The sequence below is a fragment of the Streptomyces macrosporus genome, from assembly GCF_039533145.1.
Classification (GTDB): domain Bacteria; phylum Actinomycetota; class Actinomycetes; order Streptomycetales; family Streptomycetaceae; genus Streptomyces; species Streptomyces macrosporus.
The window spans coordinates 45090-67671 of record NZ_BAAASZ010000042.1 but is presented as its reverse complement, the minus strand read 5'-3'; the positions used below and the strand labels follow the sequence as shown (position 1 = coordinate 67671).

General features: G+C 71.6%; 20 protein-coding genes and 2 pseudogenes. 17 read left to right on the top strand and 5 right to left on the bottom strand.

The genetic code is table 11. From position 1 onward, the window contains the following. Window positions 1-54 precede the first annotated feature (54 nt). Window positions 55-618, bottom strand: a complete 564-nt coding sequence (locus tag ABD335_RS27180) for a GNAT family N-acetyltransferase (protein WP_344328238.1) — start codon at window positions 616-618, stop codon at window positions 55-57. After that, window positions 618-1865, bottom strand: a complete 1248-nt coding sequence (locus ABD335_RS27175) for an NsdA family TPR-like regulatory protein (RefSeq protein WP_486387931.1) — start codon at window positions 1863-1865, stop codon at window positions 618-620. Before ABD335_RS27175 ends, ABD335_RS27180 begins: the two co-directional genes overlap by 1 nt. Window positions 1866-2127: 262 nt before the next feature. Between ABD335_RS27175 and ABD335_RS27170 the strand changes: the two genes are divergently transcribed. The 6 genes from ABD335_RS27170 to ABD335_RS27145 all read left to right on the top strand — a co-directional run bounded on the left by ABD335_RS27170 (window position 2128) and on the right by ABD335_RS27145 (window position 6012). Further along, complete coding sequence (locus tag ABD335_RS27170; protein ID WP_344328233.1) at window positions 2128-2430, top strand: DUF6415 family natural product biosynthesis protein; 303 nt, start codon at window positions 2128-2130, stop codon at window positions 2428-2430. After that, a complete protein-coding gene (locus ABD335_RS27165; RefSeq protein WP_344328232.1) occupies window positions 2427-2915 on the top strand; it encodes a hypothetical protein in 489 nt (162 codons plus the stop codon). The genes ABD335_RS27170 and ABD335_RS27165 overlap by 4 nt, the downstream gene beginning before the upstream one ends. Beyond that, entirely contained in the window at window positions 2912-3214 is a 303-nt protein-coding gene (locus ABD335_RS27160) for a DUF7848 domain-containing protein (protein ID WP_344328230.1), read from the top strand. Before ABD335_RS27165 ends, ABD335_RS27160 begins: the two co-directional genes overlap by 4 nt. Then, the gene (locus ABD335_RS27155; protein WP_344328229.1) at window positions 3211-3879 is read left to right on the top strand and encodes a hypothetical protein; all 669 of its coding nucleotides are present in this window, start codon (window positions 3211-3213) and stop codon (window positions 3877-3879) included. The genes ABD335_RS27160 and ABD335_RS27155 overlap by 4 nt, the downstream gene beginning before the upstream one ends. A gap of 97 nt (window positions 3880-3976) precedes the next feature. Continuing rightward, a complete protein-coding gene (locus tag ABD335_RS27150) occupies window positions 3977-4861 on the top strand; it encodes a radical SAM/SPASM domain-containing protein (RefSeq protein WP_344328227.1) in 885 nt (294 codons plus the stop codon). A 14-nt stretch (window positions 4862-4875) separates the two neighbouring features. Beyond that, on the top strand, window positions 4876-6012 hold the full coding sequence (locus ABD335_RS27145; RefSeq protein WP_344328226.1) for a methyltransferase domain-containing protein: 1137 nt from the start codon (window positions 4876-4878) through the stop codon (window positions 6010-6012). A gap of 171 nt (window positions 6013-6183) precedes the next feature. Here the strand turns inward: ABD335_RS27145 and ABD335_RS27140 are convergent, their stop codons facing one another. The 3 genes from ABD335_RS27140 to ABD335_RS27130 all read right to left on the bottom strand — a co-directional run bounded on the left by ABD335_RS27140 (window position 6184) and on the right by ABD335_RS27130 (window position 8994). Then, complete coding sequence (locus ABD335_RS27140; protein ID WP_425583765.1) at window positions 6184-7692, bottom strand: UvrD-helicase domain-containing protein; 1509 nt, start codon at window positions 7690-7692, stop codon at window positions 6184-6186. Window positions 7693-7728: 36 nt separating this feature from the next. Beyond that, on the bottom strand, window positions 7729-8262 hold the full coding sequence (locus tag ABD335_RS27135) for an SLOG family protein (RefSeq protein WP_344328302.1): 534 nt from the start codon (window positions 8260-8262) through the stop codon (window positions 7729-7731). 468 nt (window positions 8263-8730) lie between these two features. Continuing rightward, complete coding sequence (locus ABD335_RS27130) at window positions 8731-8994, bottom strand: helix-turn-helix transcriptional regulator (RefSeq protein ID WP_344328222.1); 264 nt, start codon at window positions 8992-8994, stop codon at window positions 8731-8733. A gap of 157 nt (window positions 8995-9151) precedes the next feature. On the opposite strand from ABD335_RS27130, the gene ABD335_RS27125 reads away from it, so the two are divergent. The 11 genes and pseudogenes from ABD335_RS27125 to ABD335_RS27080 form a co-directional block, all read left to right on the top strand. Beyond that, window positions 9152-9661 carry a hypothetical protein gene (locus tag ABD335_RS27125; protein ID WP_344328220.1) on the top strand — a complete coding sequence of 170 codons (510 nt, stop codon included), beginning with the start codon at window positions 9152-9154 and terminating at the stop codon, window positions 9659-9661. Between the two features lie 640 nt (window positions 9662-10301). Next, complete coding sequence (locus tag ABD335_RS27120; protein ID WP_344328219.1) at window positions 10302-10502, top strand: hypothetical protein; 201 nt, start codon at window positions 10302-10304, stop codon at window positions 10500-10502. A gap of 202 nt (window positions 10503-10704) precedes the next feature. Further along, window positions 10705-11142, top strand: coding sequence for a roadblock/LC7 domain-containing protein (locus tag ABD335_RS27115; RefSeq protein ID WP_344328218.1), 438 nt, complete (start codon window positions 10705-10707; stop codon window positions 11140-11142). Between the two features lie 119 nt (window positions 11143-11261). Continuing rightward, window positions 11262-11417, top strand: coding sequence for an FxLD family lanthipeptide (gene fxlA, locus ABD335_RS27110; RefSeq protein WP_344328216.1), 156 nt, complete (start codon window positions 11262-11264; stop codon window positions 11415-11417). 89 nt (window positions 11418-11506) lie between these two features. After that, a complete protein-coding gene (locus ABD335_RS27105; protein WP_344328214.1) occupies window positions 11507-12166 on the top strand; it encodes a lantibiotic dehydratase in 660 nt (219 codons plus the stop codon). Next, entirely contained in the window at window positions 12091-14502 is a 2412-nt protein-coding gene (locus ABD335_RS27100) for a lantibiotic dehydratase (protein WP_344328212.1), read from the top strand. The genes ABD335_RS27105 and ABD335_RS27100 overlap by 76 nt, the downstream gene beginning before the upstream one ends. Beyond that, complete coding sequence (gene fxlM / locus ABD335_RS27095; protein ID WP_344328211.1) at window positions 14499-16892, top strand: methyltransferase, FxLD system; 2394 nt, start codon at window positions 14499-14501, stop codon at window positions 16890-16892. The genes ABD335_RS27100 and fxlM overlap by 4 nt, the downstream gene beginning before the upstream one ends. A 671-nt stretch (window positions 16893-17563) precedes the next feature. Then, window positions 17564-17998: pseudogene (locus ABD335_RS30995) on the top strand (8-oxoguanine DNA glycosylase OGG fold protein); the annotation flags it as partial. A 138-nt stretch (window positions 17999-18136) separates the two neighbouring features. Then, on the top strand, window positions 18137-18271 hold the full coding sequence (locus tag ABD335_RS27090) for a hypothetical protein (RefSeq protein ID WP_344328209.1): 135 nt from the start codon (window positions 18137-18139) through the stop codon (window positions 18269-18271). 174 nt (window positions 18272-18445) lie between these two features. After that, window positions 18446-21670, top strand: coding sequence for a hypothetical protein (locus tag ABD335_RS27085; RefSeq protein ID WP_344328207.1), 3225 nt, complete (start codon window positions 18446-18448; stop codon window positions 21668-21670). 311 nt (window positions 21671-21981) lie between these two features. Beyond that, a pseudogene (locus ABD335_RS27080) lies at window positions 21982-22524 on the top strand (IS1182 family transposase); the annotation flags it as partial. Between the last annotated feature and the right edge of the window lie 58 nt (window positions 22525-22582).

Below are 22582 nucleotides of genomic sequence, written 5' to 3'. Positions count from 1 at the left end.
GGGGCCGAGGCTGTGCCCCAACCGCCGGGCGAGGGCGCACCGTCTGTCGGGCGGCTACTCAGCGGACCGGGGAAGGTCAAGGACCATCGCGTCATAGAATGGCGCCTCTTCCCACGGGTGGGAGACGCCGACCTTTCGGTACCCCCACGCCGCATACGCGGACTGTGCCGGGGCGGCCTCTGGCTCGGGCCGCATCGTCAGCGTCACTCGCTCCGCTGTCAGCCCTTCCAGAAGCCGGGAGTGCAGCCCGGCCGCGATGCCGCGTCGCCGCCAGGGCTTGCGTACGGCGAGTTCGATGATGACGAACGTCCGCTCGCCGGTCTCGCGCGTGAAGTCCTCCGGGAGCGGGTCGCCCTGGATGTTCTTCCACCAGCGGGTATCCGACGCGAGGAGATAGCCGTAGGCGAAGCCGACGACTTCGTCGATGTCGCGGGCGAGGACAAGGCGCATACCGGGGCGCTGTGCTTGGACCTGATAGTGCTCGATGAATTCGGCGACGTCGCGCGGTCCCTCGCAGTAGGGAGGCTCAACGTAGATCTCCTCGTACGCGGAGAGGAACGCGTCGAGCTGCTGCGCCGCCTCCCGCCCCTCATACCGGTCGAACGTTATCTCGGACATCACGCGGCTCCCTTCGCACGGACGTGCTCCGTCAGTTCCTCGGCGGCCTCCCGGGCGCTCACGGCATCAACCTCACGAAGGAGGCCTGCGACTTCGGTGAGCCGCCGCATGACGCGCCCCGACTCGACCTCCTCCAGGTGTTCCAGGCTCTCTACCGCATGAGCTGCGCCCTCGTCGACCTCACCAGCCTGGAGGAGGCCACGGGCGAGGGTGAGCCGGTACAGAGCGCGGTTGCGGCCGTACGTGCGGTCCTGGTGAGCGAGCGCGGCCCGCAGGAAGGTCACCGCCGCCCGGTGGTGACCGATCTCCGTGTAGAGCAGCCCTTGTGCGTAGTCGAGTTCCGCGTGTCCGTGGAAGGCGGCCCATTCCGGGGAAGGACGCCCACGGCCAGCGCGGTCGATCAGGCGCATCGACTCGGCGAGCCGTGCGCCCGCCGCCTTCCGGTCCCGCATGAGGGAGAGGGCGCGAGCCTCGCGGGCCGCGATGAGGGACTGGAGAGCGGGGGAACCGAAGCGGGCCGCACGTTCCTGCGCGGCGCGGGCGAGGTCGTACCCGTCACGCGGTCGGCCTTCGTGGCTCGCCTGCATGCTCAGGGAGGCTAGTGCCAGGATCTCCAGGCTGTCGTCCCGGAGCATCGTCGCGGTCGTCAGGGCCTCACCCCAGTACCGGCGTGCCTGGTCCTGATCGCCCGCGTCGTAGTACAGCCAGGCGCAGTGCTCGGCCGTTTCCCCGGCAAGAAGTTGAAGCTGACGCCCGATTATGTCCGGGTAGGAGCAGGTGTTGATGACGCGGCGGACGCGGCGGAGATGCCGGACGGCCAGGGAGCGCACGTCGCCCCCGCCGTATGCGTCGTCGAGCTGGTAGAGGGAGCGGAGGCCCTCACGGAGTTCGAGGAGGTGGGTAGTGCCGACGGCGCCCGTGTGGCTGGCGGGCGTGAGCTTCTGCGCGGGGGTGGGTAACCGGGCGGCGGCAGCTGCTCCAATGGAGTCGGTGAGGAACGCCCGTCGGTCCACTCTGGTGCCTTCCTGTGCAGGGGGTGGTGCTTTCCCTACGGTGGCACCCGGCGGGGGTCCGGGGAAACCCAACTCTGCCGGGCTGACCCCGAACATCGCATGGAGTACGCGCCAGGCGCGGGCGCGGGGTGCGGGAGGCTTCGGCTGACGCCACCGTCTGAACTGGCGGTCCGTCACCGTGACCGCCTCGTCGAGCATGGCTGCGGTCTCCTCGAAAACCCGCAGAAAAGCCACCGGCCTCTCCCACCCGTGCGCTGCGCATGCACGCTCAAAGGGAGTCGGTTCGTCGGCCACGTCATACCTCCAGTGTCCGGTCGCACACCGAAGGTAGCGGCGCGGGGGCACGAAAAGGCCGGTCGCGGTGGAAAGTCCGCTGAAAAGTCCGCCCGTACGTCCGGCCGTTGCTGTCCCTCGGGAGTTGACTCGTGGTGTGAGGGAGTCACCGAGGGGAGCCCGAACCGTGAATACTCAAACCATCCGGAAGGGGCCGCCCGGCATGGGCGGCGACCGAGTCGACGTCGCCGCCATCCGACAGGCCGTCGACCGGGCCCTGGCCGTCGGCCCCGTCCTGCCCCGGCACCAGGAGGTGGAGGACCTCATCGCCGACCTGCGCGGCCACCTCCAGATCCTGCTGTCCACTGTCCGCGTCACCGAATGCGCCAGGGCCACAACCGCACTCGCCGAACTCGAGCGCGGCCCCGGCCGCGGCCTACGCTCCGCCGCCGACCACGCGCAGCTGCTGGCGCTGGACTGCCGGTGGGCGCTGCGATACCTCACTGCCCAGGAGGGAACACGGTGATCCAGCACGCCGCTGGCCCCTCCGGTGCCGGCGCCGCGGACGGCCGCCTCCCGGTCGACTGGCTGTCCCCCACCGGCCGGCTGCCCGCCGTCCTGTCCGCCTGGGAGCGCGGCGTCCTGGCCGAGGTCCCCACGGGGATCGCCTGGGACGTCGTCCGCCTCCCGGCCAGGCTGGTGCACGAGACCGTGCAGCGGCTGCGGGCCGCCGGGGCCCCGCTGGGGCCCGTGCTCTCGGCCCTGCTGGGCGCGGAGTTCTTCGTCGCCCCGGGCTCGGCGGACGGCTGGGACGTCGCCGAGGGGACCGTCCTCCCCTACGGCACGCTGGTGCTGATGCCCGACCCAGGCGTGGTCGGGCACCGCCGAATCGGCGACCGCGGCTGGCTCGTCGCCCCGGCCGGACAGCCGCTGTCCCGGGGAGCGGACCTGCGGGACGCCTACGCCGAGGCCCGCGCACACGCCGCGGAAGCAGCGGAGGTCCTGGGATGAGCCCTCGCTCCGTGCTGCGCTACGTCCGCTGGCATCTCGCCCTCAACACCGAGCCGGACGCGGAGCCGCTGACGTACGCGATGGAGTGCACGATGTGCGGCGAGCGCGGCCCGGCCAGCGAGGACGCGAAGGCCGCCCGCGCTTGGGTGTTCGAGCACGTCAAGGCGCCGGAGAACCGGCTGCACATGACCTACCGCGAGCACATCACCCGCCCGTGGACGGCCATGCCCGGACCACCCGCACCGGCCTCGTCCCCGACCACGCCGCCCCTGAGTGCCGCGCCAACGGAGGCTTCGTGAATCCCTCCCCGCCACGCCCGGCCGCTGACGACGTCACCTCCCGCCCGGCCCCGCTGCCCCGGCCGACCGTGGTCCCCTACATCGCCCGGTGGAGCGCCGAGCAGAGCCTCACACCCGACGTCATCGCAACCGCGCGGGGCCTGGCCTACCCCGACGAGACGCCCTATGACCGCGACCATGGCGGAGCGCTGTGGGCCCGTACCGAGCTGAAACCCGGGCACGGTAAACCGGACTTCGGTGGTGTCCATCCCCAGCGGCAGCGCCGCGCGATGCAGCGGCTGCTGTGTCAGGTCTGCGGCCACCGGGCCGACCGCACCCAGGGCGGCGTGCTGTGGCTGGTCGAGGACCACCGCGGCGACTGGAAGGACTGGCCCGAGGGGCTGGTCACCGCCCATCCGCCGGTGTGCCTGCCTTGTGCCCGCCTGGCAGTCGTTCAGTGCCATCACCTGTTGCATGTGCCCTGGATGGCGCTGCGCGTACGCGGCTCCGCAGTCGAGGGCGTCTACGGCCGGCCATATCACCTCCAGGGGCATCGCTTGGTGCGAGGCGAGAAGGCAGCCGTCTTCTACGACCATCCCGCCATCCGGTGGATCGTGGCGTCCCAACTCACCCGGACCCTGCGTGGTTGCACGGTTGTGGACCTGGACTCCGCTCCCGCCCCGTGAAGGTTCCTGTCCCCGGCAGCGGACGGCTCCCCTTTTGTGGCCCGCAGCCGGGGACAGGCAGAAAACCTGTTCGCCCCCGACCTGTCAGGAGTTCTCCATGACCGCACCCGCAACTCCACTGGCGCAGCACGCCGCTCCCCGAATGAGGACGACATTCCTGGAGCTGGAGATCACCGGCAAGTGCCAGCTCGACTGCTCCCACTGCTACGCGCACTTCGGCCCCGCCGGCGACCACGGCGCCATGACCATCGACGACTGGCGGTCGGTCATCGGGCAGGCCGCGGACATGGGCGTGCTCGAGGTGCAGTTCATCGGCGGCGAGCCCACCCTTCACCCGGACTTCCCCGCGTTGCTGGACTGTGCCATCGACCACGGCCTGAAGGTGCAGGTGTTCTCCAATCTGGTGGCCGTCCGCGAGCCGTTGTGGGAGCGCCTTCGCTGCCCGGCCGTGTCCTTGGCGACGTCCTACTACAGCGACCGCGCCGACCAGCACGCCCACGTGACCGGGCGCCGCGCCGCCCACGCCCGTACCCGCGCCAACATCGCCCGGGCTGTGAAGCTCGGCATCCCGCTGAAGGTCGGCATCATCGACATCTTCGACGGGCAGCGCGTGGAGCAGGCCCGCCGCGAGCTGGAGGCCCTCGGCGTGCGGCACATCCACATCGACCGGCAGCGCGGCGTCGGCCGCGCCACCACCGTCACGGGCGTCGGACCCACCGTCGACGAGCTGTGCGGCAGGTGCGGCATCGGCCGGGCCGCGATCGGCCCGCAGGGGGAGGTGTGGATGTGTGTGCTGTCCCGCTTCCTGCCCCCGGCCGGTAACGTCCGCACCACGCCGCTGCGCACCATCGTGGAGGGCGAGGCGATGACGACCCTGCCGGCCCAGGTCCCCCGACGCCCGGACGCGACCGCGTGCAAGCCCAACAGTGACGGCTCGGACTGCTCCCCGGCAGAGACCACAGCCTGCAACCCTGCCTACTGACGAAGGAGTCGGTCGTGGAGTGGCGAAAGCACGCCGAACGCCTGGCCGCCCAGGTGACTCATCCGGTCTCTCGGTGGCGGCCCGCCGTGGCCACCGTGCCGAGGCATCTGTTCGTGCCCCGCTGGTGGCACCCCGACGGTGACGGCTGGGCGTTGCGCGACGGCCCCACCGATCCCGAAGCATGGGCGGCGGCCGCCTACAGCGACACAGAGTCCCTGGTGACTCGAGTCGGGCAGTGGCATGCCGACCACGCCCAACCAGGGGATCGGCCGACCGGGCTGCCCACGTCCTCCTCCACCCACCCCTCCCTGGTGGTGCGGATGCTGCGCCACGGCATGCTCACCGACACCAGCGACCTGCTGATCGTGGGCACCGGCACCGGCTACTCCACCGCCCTGGCCTGCGCCCGACTCGGCGACAAGCGCGTGAGCAGCGTGGACGTCGACAGCTACCTGACCCAGGTTGCCACTCAGCGCCTGGCCGCGGCCGGGTGGGCGCCGACGGTGACCACGGCGGACGCCACCGGGCCACTGCCGGGCACCTACGACCGCATCGTCTCCCTGGTCGCCGTCCGCCCCGTCCCGGCCTCCTGGTTGGCCGCACTGCGACCCGGCGGACGGCTGGTGACCACCCTGGCGAACATGCCCGTCATCATCACCGCCGACAAGACCGACGACGGCGGCGCGATCGGACAAGTGGAATGGGACCGCGCTGGGTTCATGCGCACCCGCCACGGCCACAACTACCCTCCCGGCCTCACCCAGCGCCTCCCCACACTCCGGGAGCAGGAAGGCGAACACGTCGGTACCGGCCGCTATCCCGTCCTCAACGTACCCGAGGCGTGGGAGGTGTGGTCGATGCTGGAGCTGACCGAGCCCGGCATCGAGCATCACTTCGAGGCCGGGCCCGGCCGGCGCCGCACCGCGTGGATGCTGCACCCCGACGGTTCCTGGGCCCGGGCCACCGCCGTCTGGACCGACCCGCCCCAGGTGCACCAGAGCGGCCCCCGCCGCCTGTGGGACACCCTGGAGAAGGTCAGGAACCGCCTCAACCTCGAGGGCGCCCTGCCCGTCTACGGCGCCACCGTTCGTATCGACCCCGACGGCACCGTCCACCTTCACCGCGGCCGATGGTCCGCAGTCGTGCCATAGGCACGCTTCTCGTTCCTCAAACAGCCTGGCTCGGCAGGAACCTCAAGACTGCCACGCGCCTGTGACCCCCGACGCGGGCGCGCGCGGCTCCCTCTCCCCTGCCGTGCAGATCCCAGCGGGTCACTCACGAGAACGGAAAGAGCAAGCAGAGTGTTGTTCCAGCCTGCCCGGTCACGGTTCAGCGTCAGGCTCACCGTGGGCCGGGGCACCAGCGGCATCACCGGTCCGTCCGGCGGGATGGTGGTGGATCCAGGACAGGCCGCCCAGGTCCAGCCTGTACCGTGCGCGGGTGACGGCGACGTAGGCCAGGCGGGCCTCGGCGTCGTCGATCACCCCGGGCAGCGGCTCGCCATGGTCGTCGGTCTCCTCCCGGTCCGGCGGCGGGGTGAAGTCGTCGGCGATGCGCACCGTGGCCCACTGGCGGCCCTTGGCCTTGTGGGCGGTGGAGACGATCACCTCCGCACAGCGTTCGTCGATCAGGCAGTCGGCGGCGTGGAGGATGGTGTCGGCGCCGTGTTCGCCGACCAGGTCCACCAGCGGCTGCAGGTCCCGGCCGGCCGGGTCGTGTTCGGCGTAGTCGAGCAGGTCACCCCAGGTGGTGAACAGCACCAGTTCCGGGTGGGAGGTGCGGCGGCCGGACTGCAGGTCGCGGGCGGCGTGGGCCAGGGCGCGCAAGGCCTGCCCGCCGCCCGCGAGGGCCACCGCGCGGCCGTCGTCGAGGTGTTTCATGATCTCCACCATGGCGCCGACGTTGGTCCGGCACAGCACCGCCGCCGGCTCGCCCACCTCCCCCACCGCACTGGAAATCTCTTCGGTGCCGGTCAGCCGGATCGGCGCCTGGGCAATGGCCAGCCAGCGGTTGGCCTCCTCGGCGATCGCGGGGCCGAAGCGGAAAGAGCGGGACAGGGTCAGCGGGGTGCCGTCGAAGCCGGTCATCACGTCCTTCGCGCCGCGCCAGCCGTAGATGGCCTGGGCGGAGTCGCCGACCATCACCAGCTGGGCGTGGCCGCGCTGGGCCAGGAAGACCTCCTCCAGGACCGGGTTGGTGTCCTGGGCCTCGTCCAGCAGCAGGAAATCCGCCTGAATCCGGGGCTGGGACAGGGCCCACATCTTCAGGTAGTGGTCGTGGTCGAAGCGGACCACCCCCTGGTCGGGGTGCTGCAGGTCGGCCCAGGCCTTGCCCGCGTACGGCAGCACCAGGTCGGCGAGCTCGGTGTGCAGCTCGTCCGTATCGAGGCCGCGCAGCCGCGGCACGTGGCCGGCGTCCAGCACCGGGTCGGCGGAGTGGCAGAACCGCTCCACCGTCCGCAGCACCACCGCCGACAGCGCCTTCGGCGACAGGTCGCGGCCGCCGAGGGTGATGCTGTGGCGGATGCCCAGCTCCATCCCGGTGCGCCAGCTGGGGATCCGGGGGGCGTTGAGCCGGGCGGTGTAGCGGTGGCCGATCGCGGCGTAGGCCAGCGCGTGCGCGGTCTTGCAGACCACCGTGCGGGGAAAGGCCTGGGCGGCGGCCTGGGCGATGGCCCGGTTGAACGCCAGGTACCGGCCCCTCCGCTTCGTGGCGTGGGCCAGCAGCGCCAGGGTGGTGGTCTTCCCGGCGCCGGCGCCGGCCTGGATCACCAGGTGCTCCCCGGCGGCGAACGCCTCGGCCGCGGCGGCCTGCTCTGCGGTGGGCTCCACCGTCGTCATCTCCATCTCCTTCACGGCTTGGCAAGGTCAGCAGGGGGTGGCCGGTGCACCGGCCGGGCGGGTGGGGCCGGCGGAGCCGTCCGGTGCGCCGCCCCGGACCGCCGCACCGGGGGACACGGCCGACGGAGCGGGCGGCGGGCCCGGCAGGTCCGCTGCGGTCAGCCACCGGCCCCGGCCCGGATCGGCGCCGGGGACCAGCCACACCGGCACACCTGCGGCCACCGCGCGGCGGGCGATGTCCGCGCTCGTCCCCGGGCCGGGGGTGAAGGTCTCGTGGAAGACGACCACCAGCCGCGGACCCTCCTCCCGCAGGATCCGCTGATGGCGCACCGCCAGGGTCTCCCGCGGCAACCGCATCAGCCCGCGGCTCGCCTGGAGGCGGGGGTGGCAGCGGTGCCGCCACGCCGGCAGGCCCCGCTCCTGGCACCAGCGGTGCGCGGCCCGCTCCGCCCCGGTCCCCGCCCCCTCGATCACCACCAGATCCCCGCCGTGCCGGTCGGCCGCCCGGTCCAACACCGCCGCCACCGTCTGCGGCCACGGCCAGCACCGGCTCCCGCACACCCACACCCGCGCCGCGAACCCCCTCACCGGCCCGCCCCCGGCCACGACACGACACGAACATGCCGATCACGGAGCACTTCGCCGACGGTGGAGCAGCCCAGCCGGCGCACAGGCGAGCCGGTGGCCGGCCGCAGAACCGCGAGCGGGCCGGGAGTGCCGCGTGCCGCACAGGTGCCATCAGCTCCGGCAAGGCGGCGCTGCACGGCAGATCCGCCGAGACCGCTTCCGGCTTCCCGAGGCCGTTGTCCACCGCTGCCCGGCCGCCGCTCGGCGTTCTTCCACGAAGGAGAAAAACTCATGGAGGGGACCGTGGCAGGCGACACGCCACAACACCGCCGTCCAGGCCGCATATGTCCCGGAGAAGGGTGAATTAGCCGCCACACACGTTCGGCAACTGGATCACCAGTTCACCTCGGGTCGGCACCGCCGAGGACGGCCGCGCGGCCTCTTGAGGCTTCTGCGCGGACTTCAGGACGAGGACGCCGTCGGCGGCTGATGCCCCTCGCACAAGACGCCGAGGAACTGCCCGATCGGGATCCCCAAGGCGTGGGCGAGAGCGTGCCAGGTCCTCAGGCTGCCGATGGTGCGCCCCTGTTCGATCTCGATCAGAGTACGGCGAGCCAGGCCACTGCGCTCGGCGAGTTGGTCGTAGGTCCACCCCCGCTCCGCCCGTGCCCGCGCCAGCCTCAGGCGCAACGCGGCCAGGTTCGGGTCGGGCGGAGGGATCGTCACTCAGCTATCGCACGGTGCAGACCCCTGCCCTGTCAGTGCAGACCTCTGCCCTATCTTCGGTAATGCCCCATTCAGGGCAGAGGTCTGCACCGACAGGCCTCACCCCGCCCACACCACGCACCACCACACCCCAACCAGACAAGGAGACACCGCCCCCATGGGGACCGGCACGACCCCCCACCCACCACGGCGTACCTGGACCGTCACCCTCAACCCGCCCTCAAACGACCCCGGGCTGCACTGCACCGCCTGCGGCCCCCTCCCCCACTCTGCAGGAACGCCTCCCCGCAACGCCGCCCTCGATCACCTGGGCGACCACGTACACCACACCCCACTGGAACCACACCTGCGCACCTGCCAGTGCCGCGAGGACGGCTGCCGCGGACACCCCCGACACCGCGGCTGCGACGGCTTGGTGGCCCTCTACCTCACCCACCACCCCACACACCGCTCTTGGCGGCTGGCCGACCTCTGCCACGCCTGCGCCACCGCCACCCCCCACACCGCCAAGGTCCCCGACCTCCCCCAACCACCGCCCCCTCAACGCCCCAGCGCCCCTCCCCCAACGGGCCACTCCACAAGTCCCAACACCCCCCAAGACAGCCCAAACGACGAAGAGTTCGAGTTCCACCCGTGGTGGACCGACGACGCACCCCCCTACCTCTGAACACCTCCGACGCGCCCCATGACCAGCCCACGCTCCCGGCCACGGCCACCACCACCGGCGACACATCTCCCGCCCTGGCACTGCCACCGGCGCGCCCCGCCCACCTCCTACGGCCGAACACCGGACACCCCCATCCCCCACACCCCGCCCCCGACCACCGACCGAAAGGCCCGCACACCGTGAGCCTGCCACCCAACCACCCGCACCCCGACACCGGCGACCGGCCACTGCCCCCGACCCACCACCATTCCCTACATCGCCCGGTGGACCGGCGAAAGCGACCTCACCCCCCTGGTCGTCGCCCAAGGCCCGGGGATCGCCTACCGCCGAGACCAGGAGATCCCCCAGGACCGCCACCACGGGGTGCTGTGGGCACACCGCTCGCTCAACCCCGGCCACGGCCAACCGATCTACTCGGGCGTGCACCCCCAGCGGCAGCGCCGGGTGATGGCCAAGCTGCTGTGCCAGGTGTGCGCCAAACCCGCCGGCCGCACCGAGGACGGCGTGCTGTGGCTGATCGAGGACGACCGCGGCGCGTGGTCGGACTGGTCGGAGGGCCTGGCTACCACCCACCCCCGCTCTGCTGCCGTGCGCGAGGGCGTCCCTCACCCAGTGCCACCACTGGCGACGGGAGAAGGCCGTGGCGGTGCGCTCCCGCGCCTCCCAGGTCAGCGGCGTCTACGGCACCCCCTACCAGTGGCAGGGCCCGGTACTGGTCCCGCAGAAAGAGCGGGGCGTGCGCTACGACGACCCCGCCATCACCTGGACCCTGGCCCGCCAACTGGTGCGCACGCTGTACGGCTGCACGCTCGTCGCCCTCGAAGCCGAACTCGCCGCCTGACCCCCGCCGCTCGTCTCCTGAACCCCTGCCCCCGGTCGCGGACGATCCTGCTGTCTACCCACGGCGGTTCCCCCACGGCCCGCATCTGGGGGGCAGGCTCCAAGCCGCTCCCCCGCCCGGTTGCCGAGTTTCACGCGCGTTCCTCGGCAGGCGTCGCCGGGCGGGAAAGCCCCGCCCCCTGTCGACCGAAAGAAGACGGACCGTGCTTCCCTCCCCCTTCGGCTTCACCACCTCCGCCCCCGAACTCGCCTGGCTGCTGCAGGCCTTCGTCGAACGCGTCACCGGCGTCCGCGGCGCGGTGCTGTTGTCCGGCGACGGCATCCATAAGACCTCCCACGGGCTGGACCAGGACAACGCCGACCGTCTCGCCGCCGTCGCCGGCGGCCTGTACTCCCTCGTCGCCGGCACCGCCGCACAGATCGGCGACGTCGACGACAGCGGACACCCCCGGGTCCGGCAGGTCATCGCCGAGATGGGCACCACCGTGCTGTACGTGTGCACCGCCGGCGCCGGCAGCCGCCTGGCCGTCCTGGTCGACACCGGCACCGACCCGGCCGTCATCGGCCACGAGATGGTCCGCCTGGGCAACAGCGTCCGCACCCACCTGGACACCCCCGCGCGGACTTCCCCGTCCGCCTGACAGCTCCTGGCCGCCCTGACCCGGGCCAGGTCCCCGTTCCTGAGGCGCCTCAACGGCCACCGGTGCGCCTCGGAAACGGGTTTCCACACAACCCGTCACACCCCTGAAGGAGAGGACCCATGGACTCGACCCTGGATCAGCCCACGACCGAGACGACCTTCGACCTGGATGTACAAGTCGTCACCGACGTGCCCGCCGACAGCGCCGACATTCCGTGCGGCACCGGCGACGGATGCGCCACGACCTGCGCCTCCTCGTGCACCAGCGCCGTGTGAGTCGGTGACATCCCCCGGGGCCCGGAAGGAAATCCGGGCCCCGGCCCGCCCCGTACCGCCCCTTCTCGTACCGCCCGGATGGAGGCCGGATGCCCTCTTCCCGCATGACGCCCGCCGGCGTCGCTCTGCTACGCGCAGCGGTCATGCCGCTGGACAGCGTCCCCGACCAGTGGCCCGACCCGTCCGACACCCCGGCGTGCCGCGCATGGCTCGCGCAGGTGTGGGACCGGTCGGAGTTCGCCGCCGCGGTCCGGCAGGCCAGCCCCGACCTCGCCGCCCGGGTGGATGCCATCCGCGCGGGCCGTGCCACCTCGGACAAGCACGTCCGCCGCGCCGTCGTGTCGATCACCCGCTACCTGCTGCGCGCCACCGGCCGCCCGACCCCGTTCGGTCTGTTCGCCGGGGTGGCCCGCGCGGGCCTGGCGCCCGCGGCGGCCGTGCGTTGGGGAACGGAGCACCGGGCCGTGGCCCGGCCGGACACCCAGTGGCTCGCCGCTGTGCTCGACCGCCTGGAGGCGTGCCCCGATCTGTTGGAGCGCCTGGACGTGGTGTTCAGCAACCTGGCCGTGCAGCGCGGTGGGCGGCTCCATCTGCCCCACGGCCCCAACCGGGTCACCATCGTCTACTCCGCACCGTCCACGAGGCCGCCGCCATCCCGATCCGGTTCGAGGCCTTGGCCGACAAGCTCGCCGCCGACTTCGGGCCGGGCGTCGATCGGGCGCAGGTGCGGCGGATGCTCACCGAACTAGTCCGACAAGGGTTCTTGATCACCTCGCTTCGGGCGCCGTTCACGGTCACCGACCCTCTCGCCCACTGCCTCGACCGGCTCCGCGCGGCCGGGGCCGAGGACACCGACGCGGCCGAGCTGCTGCACGCACTCCAGCAGGTGGCCGCCGACCTCGCCCGCCCCGACCAGACCACGAGGACCGCCCGGCGGATGCGGAGGCTGTCCCCGGCCGGGCGCACCCCGCTGGCCGTGGACCTGGCCCTGGACTGTGACGTGAGCGTGCCCCATCAGGTCGCCGACGAGATGTGCCGGGCCGCCACGGCGTTGATGCGGCTGACCCGCTTCCCCACCGGACAGGCGGTGTGGCGGTCCTACCACGCCGCGTTCTGCGACCGGTACGGCACCGGTGCCCTCGTGCCGGTGTTGGAGGTCGTCAACCCCGACACCGGGCTCGGGTTCCCGACCGCCTATCCCGGCAGCGTCCTCCCGGAGCCCGCCGACATCCCCACCGCCCGCGACGAGCGGCTGCTGTCCCTGGCCTGGCAGGCGAAAACCTGCGGCGGAGAGATCACCCTCACCGACGACCTGATCCGCGACCTGACCGCCGGGGACCGGTTCACCACCTGGAACATCCCGCCGCACGTGGAGCTGGCCGCCCGCATCCACGCCCCCACCCTCGACGCCCTCGACCGCGGGGACTACACGCTCACCGTCGCTCCGGCCCGCTCCGCCGGCACCCTCATCTCCCGGTTCACGCCGCTGGCGACCGGCACCGGCCTGGAAGACCTCTACCGCACCGTCCCCACCACGGTGCAGGGCGCGCTACCGGTGCAGATGAGCTTTCCCCCGGTCTACTCGCACGCGGAGAACGTCTGCCGCATCCCCGCCTACCTGGACGATCTGCTACCGCTGGGAGAACACCGCGCCCCGGCCGAGGACCTGGTGGGGATCGAGGACCTGGCGGTGACCGCCACCCACGACCGGCTGCACCTGGTCAGCATCTCCCGCCGCCAAGTGGTCGACACGCAGGTCTTCCACGCCTTGGCGCTGGAGAAGCAGCCGCCGCCGCTGGCCCGCTTCCTCGCCCACCTGCCGCGGGCCTTCACCGCCCGCTGGCACGAATTCGACTGGGGCCCGCTCGCCGGGCGTCTACCGTCCCTGCCGCGCATCCGGTACGGCCGTACCGTGCTCCACCCGGCCCGCTGGCGGCCCGACACCACCCAACTGCCCTTGGCCCGCGACCTGGACGCCTGGCAGCAGTCCCTGGAGGACTGGCGGCGCCGCTGGAACTGCCCGGAGACGGTGGAGCTCCGCGACGCCGACCGGACCCTGCGCCTGGCCCTCGCCGAGCCGTCCTACGCCGCCACCCTGTACGACCATCTCAAGCGCCACGGACACGCCCTGCTGTACGAGGCACCCACCCCGGATGCGTTCGGCTGGATCGGCGGGCACGCCCACGAGATCGCCGTGCCCTTGGCCCGCACCGCCCCGGCCGCACCGTCCCCGCTGCGCGGGGCGCTGCCGGTCGTCACCAACCGCAGCCCCGGACACCTGCCCGGCGCGGCCGGTACCCGCTGGCTGTACGCACAGGTCTTCACCCACCCCGAGCAGCACGACGACATCCTCACCACGCATCTGCCCGGCCTGCTGGATGCCCTCGAACCGCACGTCGGGGAACCGGTGTGGTGGTTCGTGCGCTACCGCAGCCCGCAGGAGACCGACCATCTCCGCCTCCGGTTCCGCGTCCCCACCCAGGAGGTGTACGGAGCGTGTGCGACGACCGTCGGCACGTGGGCCGCCCGGCTCCTGGACGCCGGGATGGCCGGGGACCTGCGGCTGGGCACCTACCGGCCCGAGGTCGGCCGCTACGGGACCGGCAAGGCGATGGAAGCGGCCGAGACGGTGTTCGCCGCCGACTCCCGCCTGGTACGCGCCGAGCTACAGGCCCCACCCGCCGGATGGCACCCCACGGCGCGGGTCGCGCTGTCCATGGTGGACATCGCCGCCGCGTTCCTCGGCGACTTGGAGACGGCCGTGCCCTGGCTGATCGACCGTCCCGCCGGCACCGGCGAGGGCGCGGACCGGGAGATGGCCGACCAGGTGGTCCGCGCGGCCCGCGACGGCCACCTGCGCAAGCTGCCGGACGCGCCCGACGCCCGCCAGGCCCGCGCCGAGGCGCTGGCCGCCTACCGTCGGGCCCTGCCCGAGACCACCGACCTCGACGGGGTGCTGGGCTCCCTGCTGCACATGCACCACAACCGCGCGCTGGGCATCGACCCCGACGGTGAGAGCGTCTGCCGCCGTCTGGCCCGGCAGGCGGCCCTCGCGCACCGCGCCGCCATGGAGGGGGACCGGTGACCCCGGCCGCCGATCCGCTGTGGGAGCAGTCGCTGACCGGCGCGGCCGGGAACGCGCTGTGGCACATCACCCAGGCCCAGGCCGGCGCCGGGAGCTGGGAGACCGCGCACCAGGCGGTGCGCGCCATGACCCGTCACCCGGTCGTCGCCCACTCGACCGCCGGTCTGTACCGGGGAGCCCCCGCGGTGGCGTTCGTCCTGGCCACCGCCGGTCTGGACGCCTACGCCCCGGCCCTGGCCGCCCTCGACCGGCACATCACCGCCCTGACCCGGCACCGTCTGGAGGCCGCCCATCGGCGCATCGACCGCGCCGAGTTGCCCGAGCTGCGCGAGTACGACCTCATCAGCGGCCTGACCGGCATCGGCGCCTACCTGCTCCACCGCCACCACGGTGGCGACCTGCTGGTCGAGGTGTTGGCCTATCTGGTGCGGCTCACCGAGCCGGTGAAGACCGAGGAGGGCGAGGAGCTGCCCGGCTGGTGGTCCGTCTGCGGGCCCGACGGAAAACGGTCACCCGACTGGGCGGGAGGACACGGGAATTTCGGCATCGCCCACGGCATCGGCGGCCCCTTGGCGCTACTGTCGGCCGCGATGCGACGCGGTATCACCGTCCCCGGCCACGCCGAGGCCATCGCCCGGATCTGCGCGTGGCTGGACTGGTACCGCCGCGATCACTGGTGGCCCGAGGTGATCTCCCGTTCCGAGTGGCGGATGGGCGCCGCCCGGCAGACCGGCCCCGGCCGCCCCTCCTGGTGCTACGGCACTCCGGGCCTGGCCCGCGCCCAGCAGCTCGCCGCCCTCGCCACCGGCGACCCGGCCCGGCGACGTCTCGCCGAGGACGTCATGACCACCTGCCTCGTCGACCTCCGGCAGGTGTCCCGGCTCACCGACCTCGGCCTGTGCCACGGCTGGGCCGGTCTCCTCCAGGTCACCCGGCGCATGGCCGCCGACGCCGCCCCGGCAGTCCCCTGGCCGGGCGCCTGCCGTACCTGCACGCCCGCCTGGAGCGGTCTGCCCCCTCCGGGGAGCCGGCCGCCGCCGGGCTCCTGGAAGGGGAGGCCGGGATACGCCTGGCCCGACACACCGCCCCGACCGCCGCCCGCTGGGACGCCTGTCTCCTGCTGGACGGCTGACCCACCCGCCCACCACTGCGAACGAGGAACTCTTTCGATGACCACCACCCCCGACGAACTCGCCGACCGCCTCCGGCTCCGGATGCTCGATCTCATCCGGGACGCCGGCCGCACCCCCTCGCCCCGCGTCACCGACGCCATGCGCACCGTCCCCCGGCACCGGTTCGTGCCCGACGCACCGCTGGAGAACGCCTACACCGACGAGGCGGTGATCACCAAGCGGGGAGCCGACGGGGAATCCCTGAGCTGCGCGTCCGTGCCCAGCCTCGTCGCCGCGATGCTCGACTGGCTCGACGTCCAACCCGGCCACCGCGTCCTGGAGATCGGCGCCGGCACCGGCTACAACGCCGCCCTGCTCGCCCATCTGGCCAGCCCCGGCGGGCAGGTCGTCACCATCGACATCGACCCGGAGGTGACCGCGCAAGCCCGCCAGGCCCTGAACGCCACCGGCCACGAGCGTGTGCGGGTCATCACCGGGGACGGCTCCCTCGGCGCCCCCAAGCACGGCCCCTACGACCGGATCGTCTTCACCGTCGGCGCGTGGGACATCCCCCGCGCCGTACAGGACCAGCTCGCCCCCGGCGGGCGCTTGGTGGTGCCCCTGCGGTGGCGCGGCACCACCTGCTGCCTCGCCCTGGTGAAGGAGGAGGACGGCACCCTGCGGGCGGACTCGGCGGAGCTGTGCGGCTTCGTGCCCATGCTCGGCCCCGACCAGGACGGAGAACGCTCCGCCGGCATCGACGCCGACGGACGGGTCACCCTGTACTGGGACACCGATCAGGCCATCGACCCGCAGTCCCTGGCCGGGGTGCTGGAGCGGCCCAGGACGACCACCTGGAGCGGTGTGGTCGTCGGCCCGATGGAGCCGTTCGACGGGGTCTGGCTGCGCCTGACCGGCACCGAGCCGGGCACCTGTCGGATCGCGGCCGACCCCGCGGCCGTCGACAGCGGCCTGTGCACCCCCGCCATCCCCGTCCGCAGCCCCGCCCTGGCCGAAGGCGGCTCGCTGGCCTACTTCACGCTCAGGCCCCTCGGCGGGAACGGCGACGACCGGCGATGGGAGTTGGGAGCGATCGGCCACGGCCCGACCGGACCGGACCTCGCCGACCGCATCTGTGAGCAGATCCACGCCTGGAACGCGGACCGGGACGCCACCCCCGCCCTCGTCGTCCACCCGGCAGACACCCCCGACGAGGAGATCGCCACGGAGGCGTTCGTCATCACCAAGCGCAGCACCCGACTGACACTGGCCTGGTAGCGGTGCCGCGGCAGCCGCCCCCACGCCGGCGGCCCGGTCTCCCCGTCACCATGCCGGGCCGCCCTGCTTGGCGCGATCCGTGCACCAGCCGGACCATCCCCGCAGGTTCAGGGAGCAGTCCGGCCACGGGGTTGTGCTCCCACTGGTCGTCGGACCGTCCCCGCAGGTGCAGGGGAGCAGACTCGGTGACCTGCCACTTTCCCCAGTGGGGCGGTGGTTCCCGACCAGCTTCACCGGGTCAGACATGACAGACAAGACTCCCTCGATGGCTCGACCTCTCTCAAGATGGAGCGGGTGGCGGTTCCGAGCGGATTTTTCCTCTGCCGTCATCGACGGTGCCCGTCAAACATCCTCTGTTCTTCGCCGGTTCCACTGGGATGGTTACGATAGGCCCGCTACCGGCTCCAGCGTTCCCAGGGGGTGTGGAACGCGGCCTTGACCTTGGCCGCACCGACCTTGCTCGGGCTCGGCTCCCTCTCGGCCTGGGCGGAGGCCTCCGCGCCGGTGGTGCGGCCGGTGCGCAGGGCGACCAGGCAGGTGGTCGCAGGTGCCGGGCGATGCGGTCCCGTGCAAGGGGACGGCAGTTGGTTGCATCGCCGCGCGCCGGGTTCGCTTGTTTCTCAGCGGGCTGATCGACAGGTGTCCTTTCCGTTACGGTCAACGGGCCGCGTATGGGCCGTAGCGCCCTGTGCGGCCAGCTGAGGGGACTGACGGTGGCCGAGACGACTGAAGACACTGCTCTACCCGACCGGGGCGTGGTGCTCGGGCAGGCGGTGCCGTTCGATCCGGAGCGCTGGACATCGCTTCTTCCGGGTGCCGCATGGTGGCCGGAGGAGCTCAACTCCTGCCCGGTCACCGGTCGCCGGCCACACGTGGACCGGCGGACGGTCTTCGGCCTCGCCCGCCGGGCTGACAGCGCCGAAGACCGTCGGCGCCTTCTGATCGCCACCCTGGTATGGGGCTGTGGTACCAGGGCACGGTTGGTGCACCGCCGCGCCCGCCTCTTCACCCGCACCGCCGCCACGGACATCGACGCTCGACTGGCTGCAGCCCTGCAGACACTCCGTGAACGTGGAGCCGCGGCGGCGTACTTCGCCTTCCACAGCGATCATTGGTCCCGCACCGGGGGCCAGCGTTCTTCACCAAGGTGCTCTGCTTCGCCGGGCACGACACCCCCACCGGCCGCTGATCCTGGACAGCGTCGTCTCCCGGGCCCTGCGAGCGGGCGGGATGGCCGACGCCTGGTGGCTGGCTGGCGGCTGGGCTACGCCCGGTACGAGCAGTACCCGACCATCGTCCACGACATCGCGCACCGGAGCGACGTGCTGCCGTACCAGGTCGAGGCGGCCCTGTTCTCCCACGGCAAGGCCGTGCCGTGACCCGGCGCAACGCGCGCGAGAGACGTTGATCAGCATCGCTTGCCTCGCCCATCCTCGTGCCGACAGTCCCGTTGCGGAAGAAAAAGAGCTGCCCAGGGGCTGGCTGGACACGGCGATAAGGCCGCTGCGTATGTCGACGAACGGTGCGCGCTCCGCTCAGGGCACACTGGTGGCGTGAGCGATGTGCCTGACGGCGAGCTGGTCCCCGGCCTCTCGGGTGTGGTTGTCGAGCGTCTGCGATCGGAGATTGGTGGGCGGGCGGAGAGAGTGCTCCGTTGCCTTCGCACAGCGGCTGCCCTGATTGCGCAGGCAGAGCAGGACGGCAGCGGTCTTCGGCTTACTGAGAGCGCGGCCTACAACCTCCGTGAGGCCCTGAACAGTGTGGTCGAGGGGCAGGATGCTTCCGAGGGCGGCTTGCGGGCCGTGATGGATGCTTGGCAGAGGTACAAGGAGCAGGCGGCAGTGCCTGGTGCGGACGCTGCCGCGGCACGTGACGACCTGGATCAGGTGCTGCGGAGGGTCGCGGCCAATGAGTCACGCGCTTCCTACTACGCACGCCGGCTGGTGACCTACTTGCGCGACAGGGCTGGTATCGACCCCTGGAATCGCCGCGGTGATCCGGTCTCGGAATACGCTGAGCTGCGCGAGAAGGCGAATAGGGCGGTGCATGACGAACTCGCCCTCGCAGAAGTTGCGGCCTTGCTCGCTCGGGCGGTCGCGTGGTTCGTCCGGGTGTTCACTCCTCCCGACCAAGTGGTCGAGGCCATCCGGAGCCTGGCCGCAGAGCCGTGGCGCGGGCCGGAGCAGATCGCCGAGTTGGAGCGACTGGCCACGAACGACCATCATCTGCGGTTGTTCTTCAATGAGGTCACCGATTCGGCGTGGCTTGAGCCGCTGCGCGAGGCCGATATCGCCCAGGTGCCGATGGACGGGGCGCCCTGGCCCGTGGCGGGGCTCCTGGAAGGGCTTGGGAAGGCCAGCCCCGAGAGCGTCGCCGCTCTGCTGGAGCGCTTTCTGGAGGACGCGGCGGGGAGACCGAAGGACGAGCAGGCGGTGGCGCGGTTCGAGTTGTTGCGGGTAGCCGTCCAACTCGGTCCATCGGGACACAACGTGGTGGCGGAGGTCGCGCGTCTGCACAGCGACCTGTCGAGTGTGCGCTCCCTCAGCGTGCACACCGCGCGGAAGGCCGACCCCGCAGACCCTGTGGTGCGCCGGGTGGCCGACGCGGTGTTGAACCACTTCCCCAGATTCGCGAATGGAGATCGTTACTACGCGACCGAAATACTCAACCACCTACAAGCCGGCACCACCGCCGACAACGTCGCTGATCGGGCACGGATGCTCGCGGGGAAGATCCGACGTCTGGCTCGCTCTGACCAAGCGCGCTACGTGGTGCTGGGCATCGAGGCGCTGACCGTCGACCCGGACGAGCGCCCTGAGCCGTTGTTGCTGTTCGCCCACCACCTCGCACACATGCTGTCCAAGGCTCGGCGATGGGGGGTGCCCACCTCGGTGCAGTTGGAGTGGCTGGGGAAGATGCGGGGTGAGGTGGGTGAGCGTCTGCGCGGCCACGCCCTGGCCGGCGCCGATGACATCGCCGTGGCGGACAAGATTGCCCATGTCACCGTGCGGCTGGGCTCCTCGACCGCGACCGGGGAGGACCTGGCGCTGGTGACCGACATCCTCTCCCGCAACCCCGCCCCGGAAGACCTCGCCGACTGGACCGAAACCCTGGGGACTCCGTCCTCCGCTCCGGCCAATAGTGAGGACCGGATTCCCCGGGACTGGGCCCGCGCCTGGCGGTGGGCGGCAGTGCTGCCCGACCACGTCCTCACTGGCTGGCGCCACGCCATCGCTCACGTCAGCGCACGTCACGGAAAGCCCGACCCTCGTGCATTGACCCGCAGCCGTTCCCCGCTGTGGGAAGCCGACTTCGGGAAGTCCCCCTACAGCACCGAGTACCTATCCGCACGTCCACCGCTTGAGGCGGCCGCATTGGTCAGCGCCTGGCAACCTGACGTCGAGAGCGAGCGGCAGATTTTCGGGCGACTGGAGCTGGCTCGGGCGCTTGCGGAGGCCGTGAAGGCCGATCCGGTGGGCTGGAGCTCCGACCCTGCGGCCGTCGTAACGACTCTGAGTGCGCCGCTCTATATCGAGTACTACTTCCGAGGTCTCTCCGAGCGAGCTGGTGACATCATTCCCCAAGCCACCGCGGTACTCGCCGCCGCCCTGGCACAGCCCGCCGCAGGCGAAGGGCAGACCAGCGACAGTGACGTGGAGAAGGCCCGCCTCGAGCGCACAGACACGGAAGACGCCGTTCTCGGCCTCGTCAGAACGCTGGCCAACGAGGACGCGGACCTGACCACCGGTCTCGATGATCTCTGGGACCGGGCAGTCGCAGCGGTGCGGAACGTCCCGGAGACCGACGAAGGCTTGTTGTTCGCCGACCACGACGCCCTCAACAGCGCGATCAACCGCTCGTGGGGCCACGGCCTTCAAACGATGCTTGCCCTCGCCGCGTGGGAGTTCCGCAACCGCAGGAGTACCCGGCCGGAGTTCGAACACGCTCTTGATGCCATCACCGCATCGACTGGCTCGGTCGGCCTTGAGTTCCGCGCGATCCTCGGTGCCCACCGCCCGCTCCTGGAGGGCATCGCGGGCACCTGGTTCGAAGCACACTCGGCAGCACTCTTCCGAGAGGGCCCACTAGCGTCAGAGACGTTCGACCTCACCATCAAATGGGCCAGACCGACAACGCAGCTCTACCAGAACTTCAAAGCCGAGCTCGTCGACGCCGCACTCCGCGGAGCCGACAACGCCGCCAGGTACCTCGCGATCGCCGCGTTGAACGAGGTGGAGGGCTACGGCCTTGCCCCCCTCATCGAGCTCCTCCACAAGGACCCGGCCGTGCTGGGTGCCGTGGTCGAAGACGCCACCTTCCTCGTGCAGCAATCCGAACCGGACTCAACCCTCCTCACAGTCGCTGTCCGGTTCTGGGCCCTTCTTCTCGATACCGACCGGTCCAAAGTCCCTGCTCAAGCTCTCATCGGCCTCGGCCGCTGGGCCTTCGTCGACAACATCGACGATGACCAATGGGCACACCTCACCGCCCGCACCCTCGACGCCACCGACGGCCGAATCGACAACGCCGTCTCCGTCGCTGACCGCGCCGCCCGCATCCCACCCAGCAGCACCAGCCGTGACATCCTTCTGCGACTGCTCGACAACAACGAACCGTGGGAAAGGCATCATGCTGCGGCGAAAGCCGTCGCCGTCCTCCACGCCTCCACCGCCCAACCCGCAGACGGCAGCTTCCATCGCTTGCGAACCCGCCTCATCGACCTCGGACACCACCAAGCCAGCACCATCACCCCACCGGACCCCACCGACCAAGCTTGATCACCAGCTTCGATCGGGTCTGTCAAGAGCGGCCCTGTTTCAGCTTGACTCTGGCGGGGTTCTGGGGATCCCCAGGTGGAAGGACACGGTCATCGGGCAGGCTCGGTTGGGTTTCGCAGGTCGTTCGTCTTCGAGGTGAGCCGATCTCCCTCCGCTCCTGCTCTGGTGAGCTGTTCCCCTCCGTGACCGCGCGGGCAGTGCGAGCGAGCAATCCCCGTGGTACCACCGCGATGCGGGTGCGTGACCGGCCGGACGGTCCGTGGCGGGACGAGAACTTCGCCTCCTGATCCCCCTGGGACGGGCGGCCCGGGTGGTCGCCAGCCCAGCTCGCCACGGTGTGCGTACCGCGGTTCCTGCTGGACCTGTCGGACCGGCAGGCCGCCGAGGCGGTGCGCTGCCGCATCGACGTCACGTACGCCCTGGCCCTGGAGCTGGCCGATCCCGGTTTCCACCCCAGCGCGTCGGCCGATTTCCGTGGTCGCCTCGCGCGGAGCGACCGGGCCGACCGGCTGCTCGGCCTCGCACCGGCCCGGCTCAAGGATGCCAGGCTGGTGCGCAAGCGCACACCGCAGCGCACCGATGCCACCCCCGTGTTGGCCGTGGTGCGCGACCCGACCCGGCCGGAGCCGGTCACCGAGGCGGTACGCGGCGCGCTGGAGGAACTCGCCCGCACCGCCCCCCTCCTGGCCGGCCTGGTCGGCGAGGTCCGGGGACGCCGCTGCGGCCGTCCGGCGCGCCCTGGCAAGAACCCCACCTGCCCCACGACCAGGATTACCACCGGGAGGGACGCCTACCGTCTGCCGGACCACCTCTGGCGCCACCAACCCAACCTGGAGCACGGGCCCCGGGTCTAGGTGTGCTGTCCGGGGACGTTGGTGACACTCGTGCTGGATGCTTGAACGGGTGAGGGCC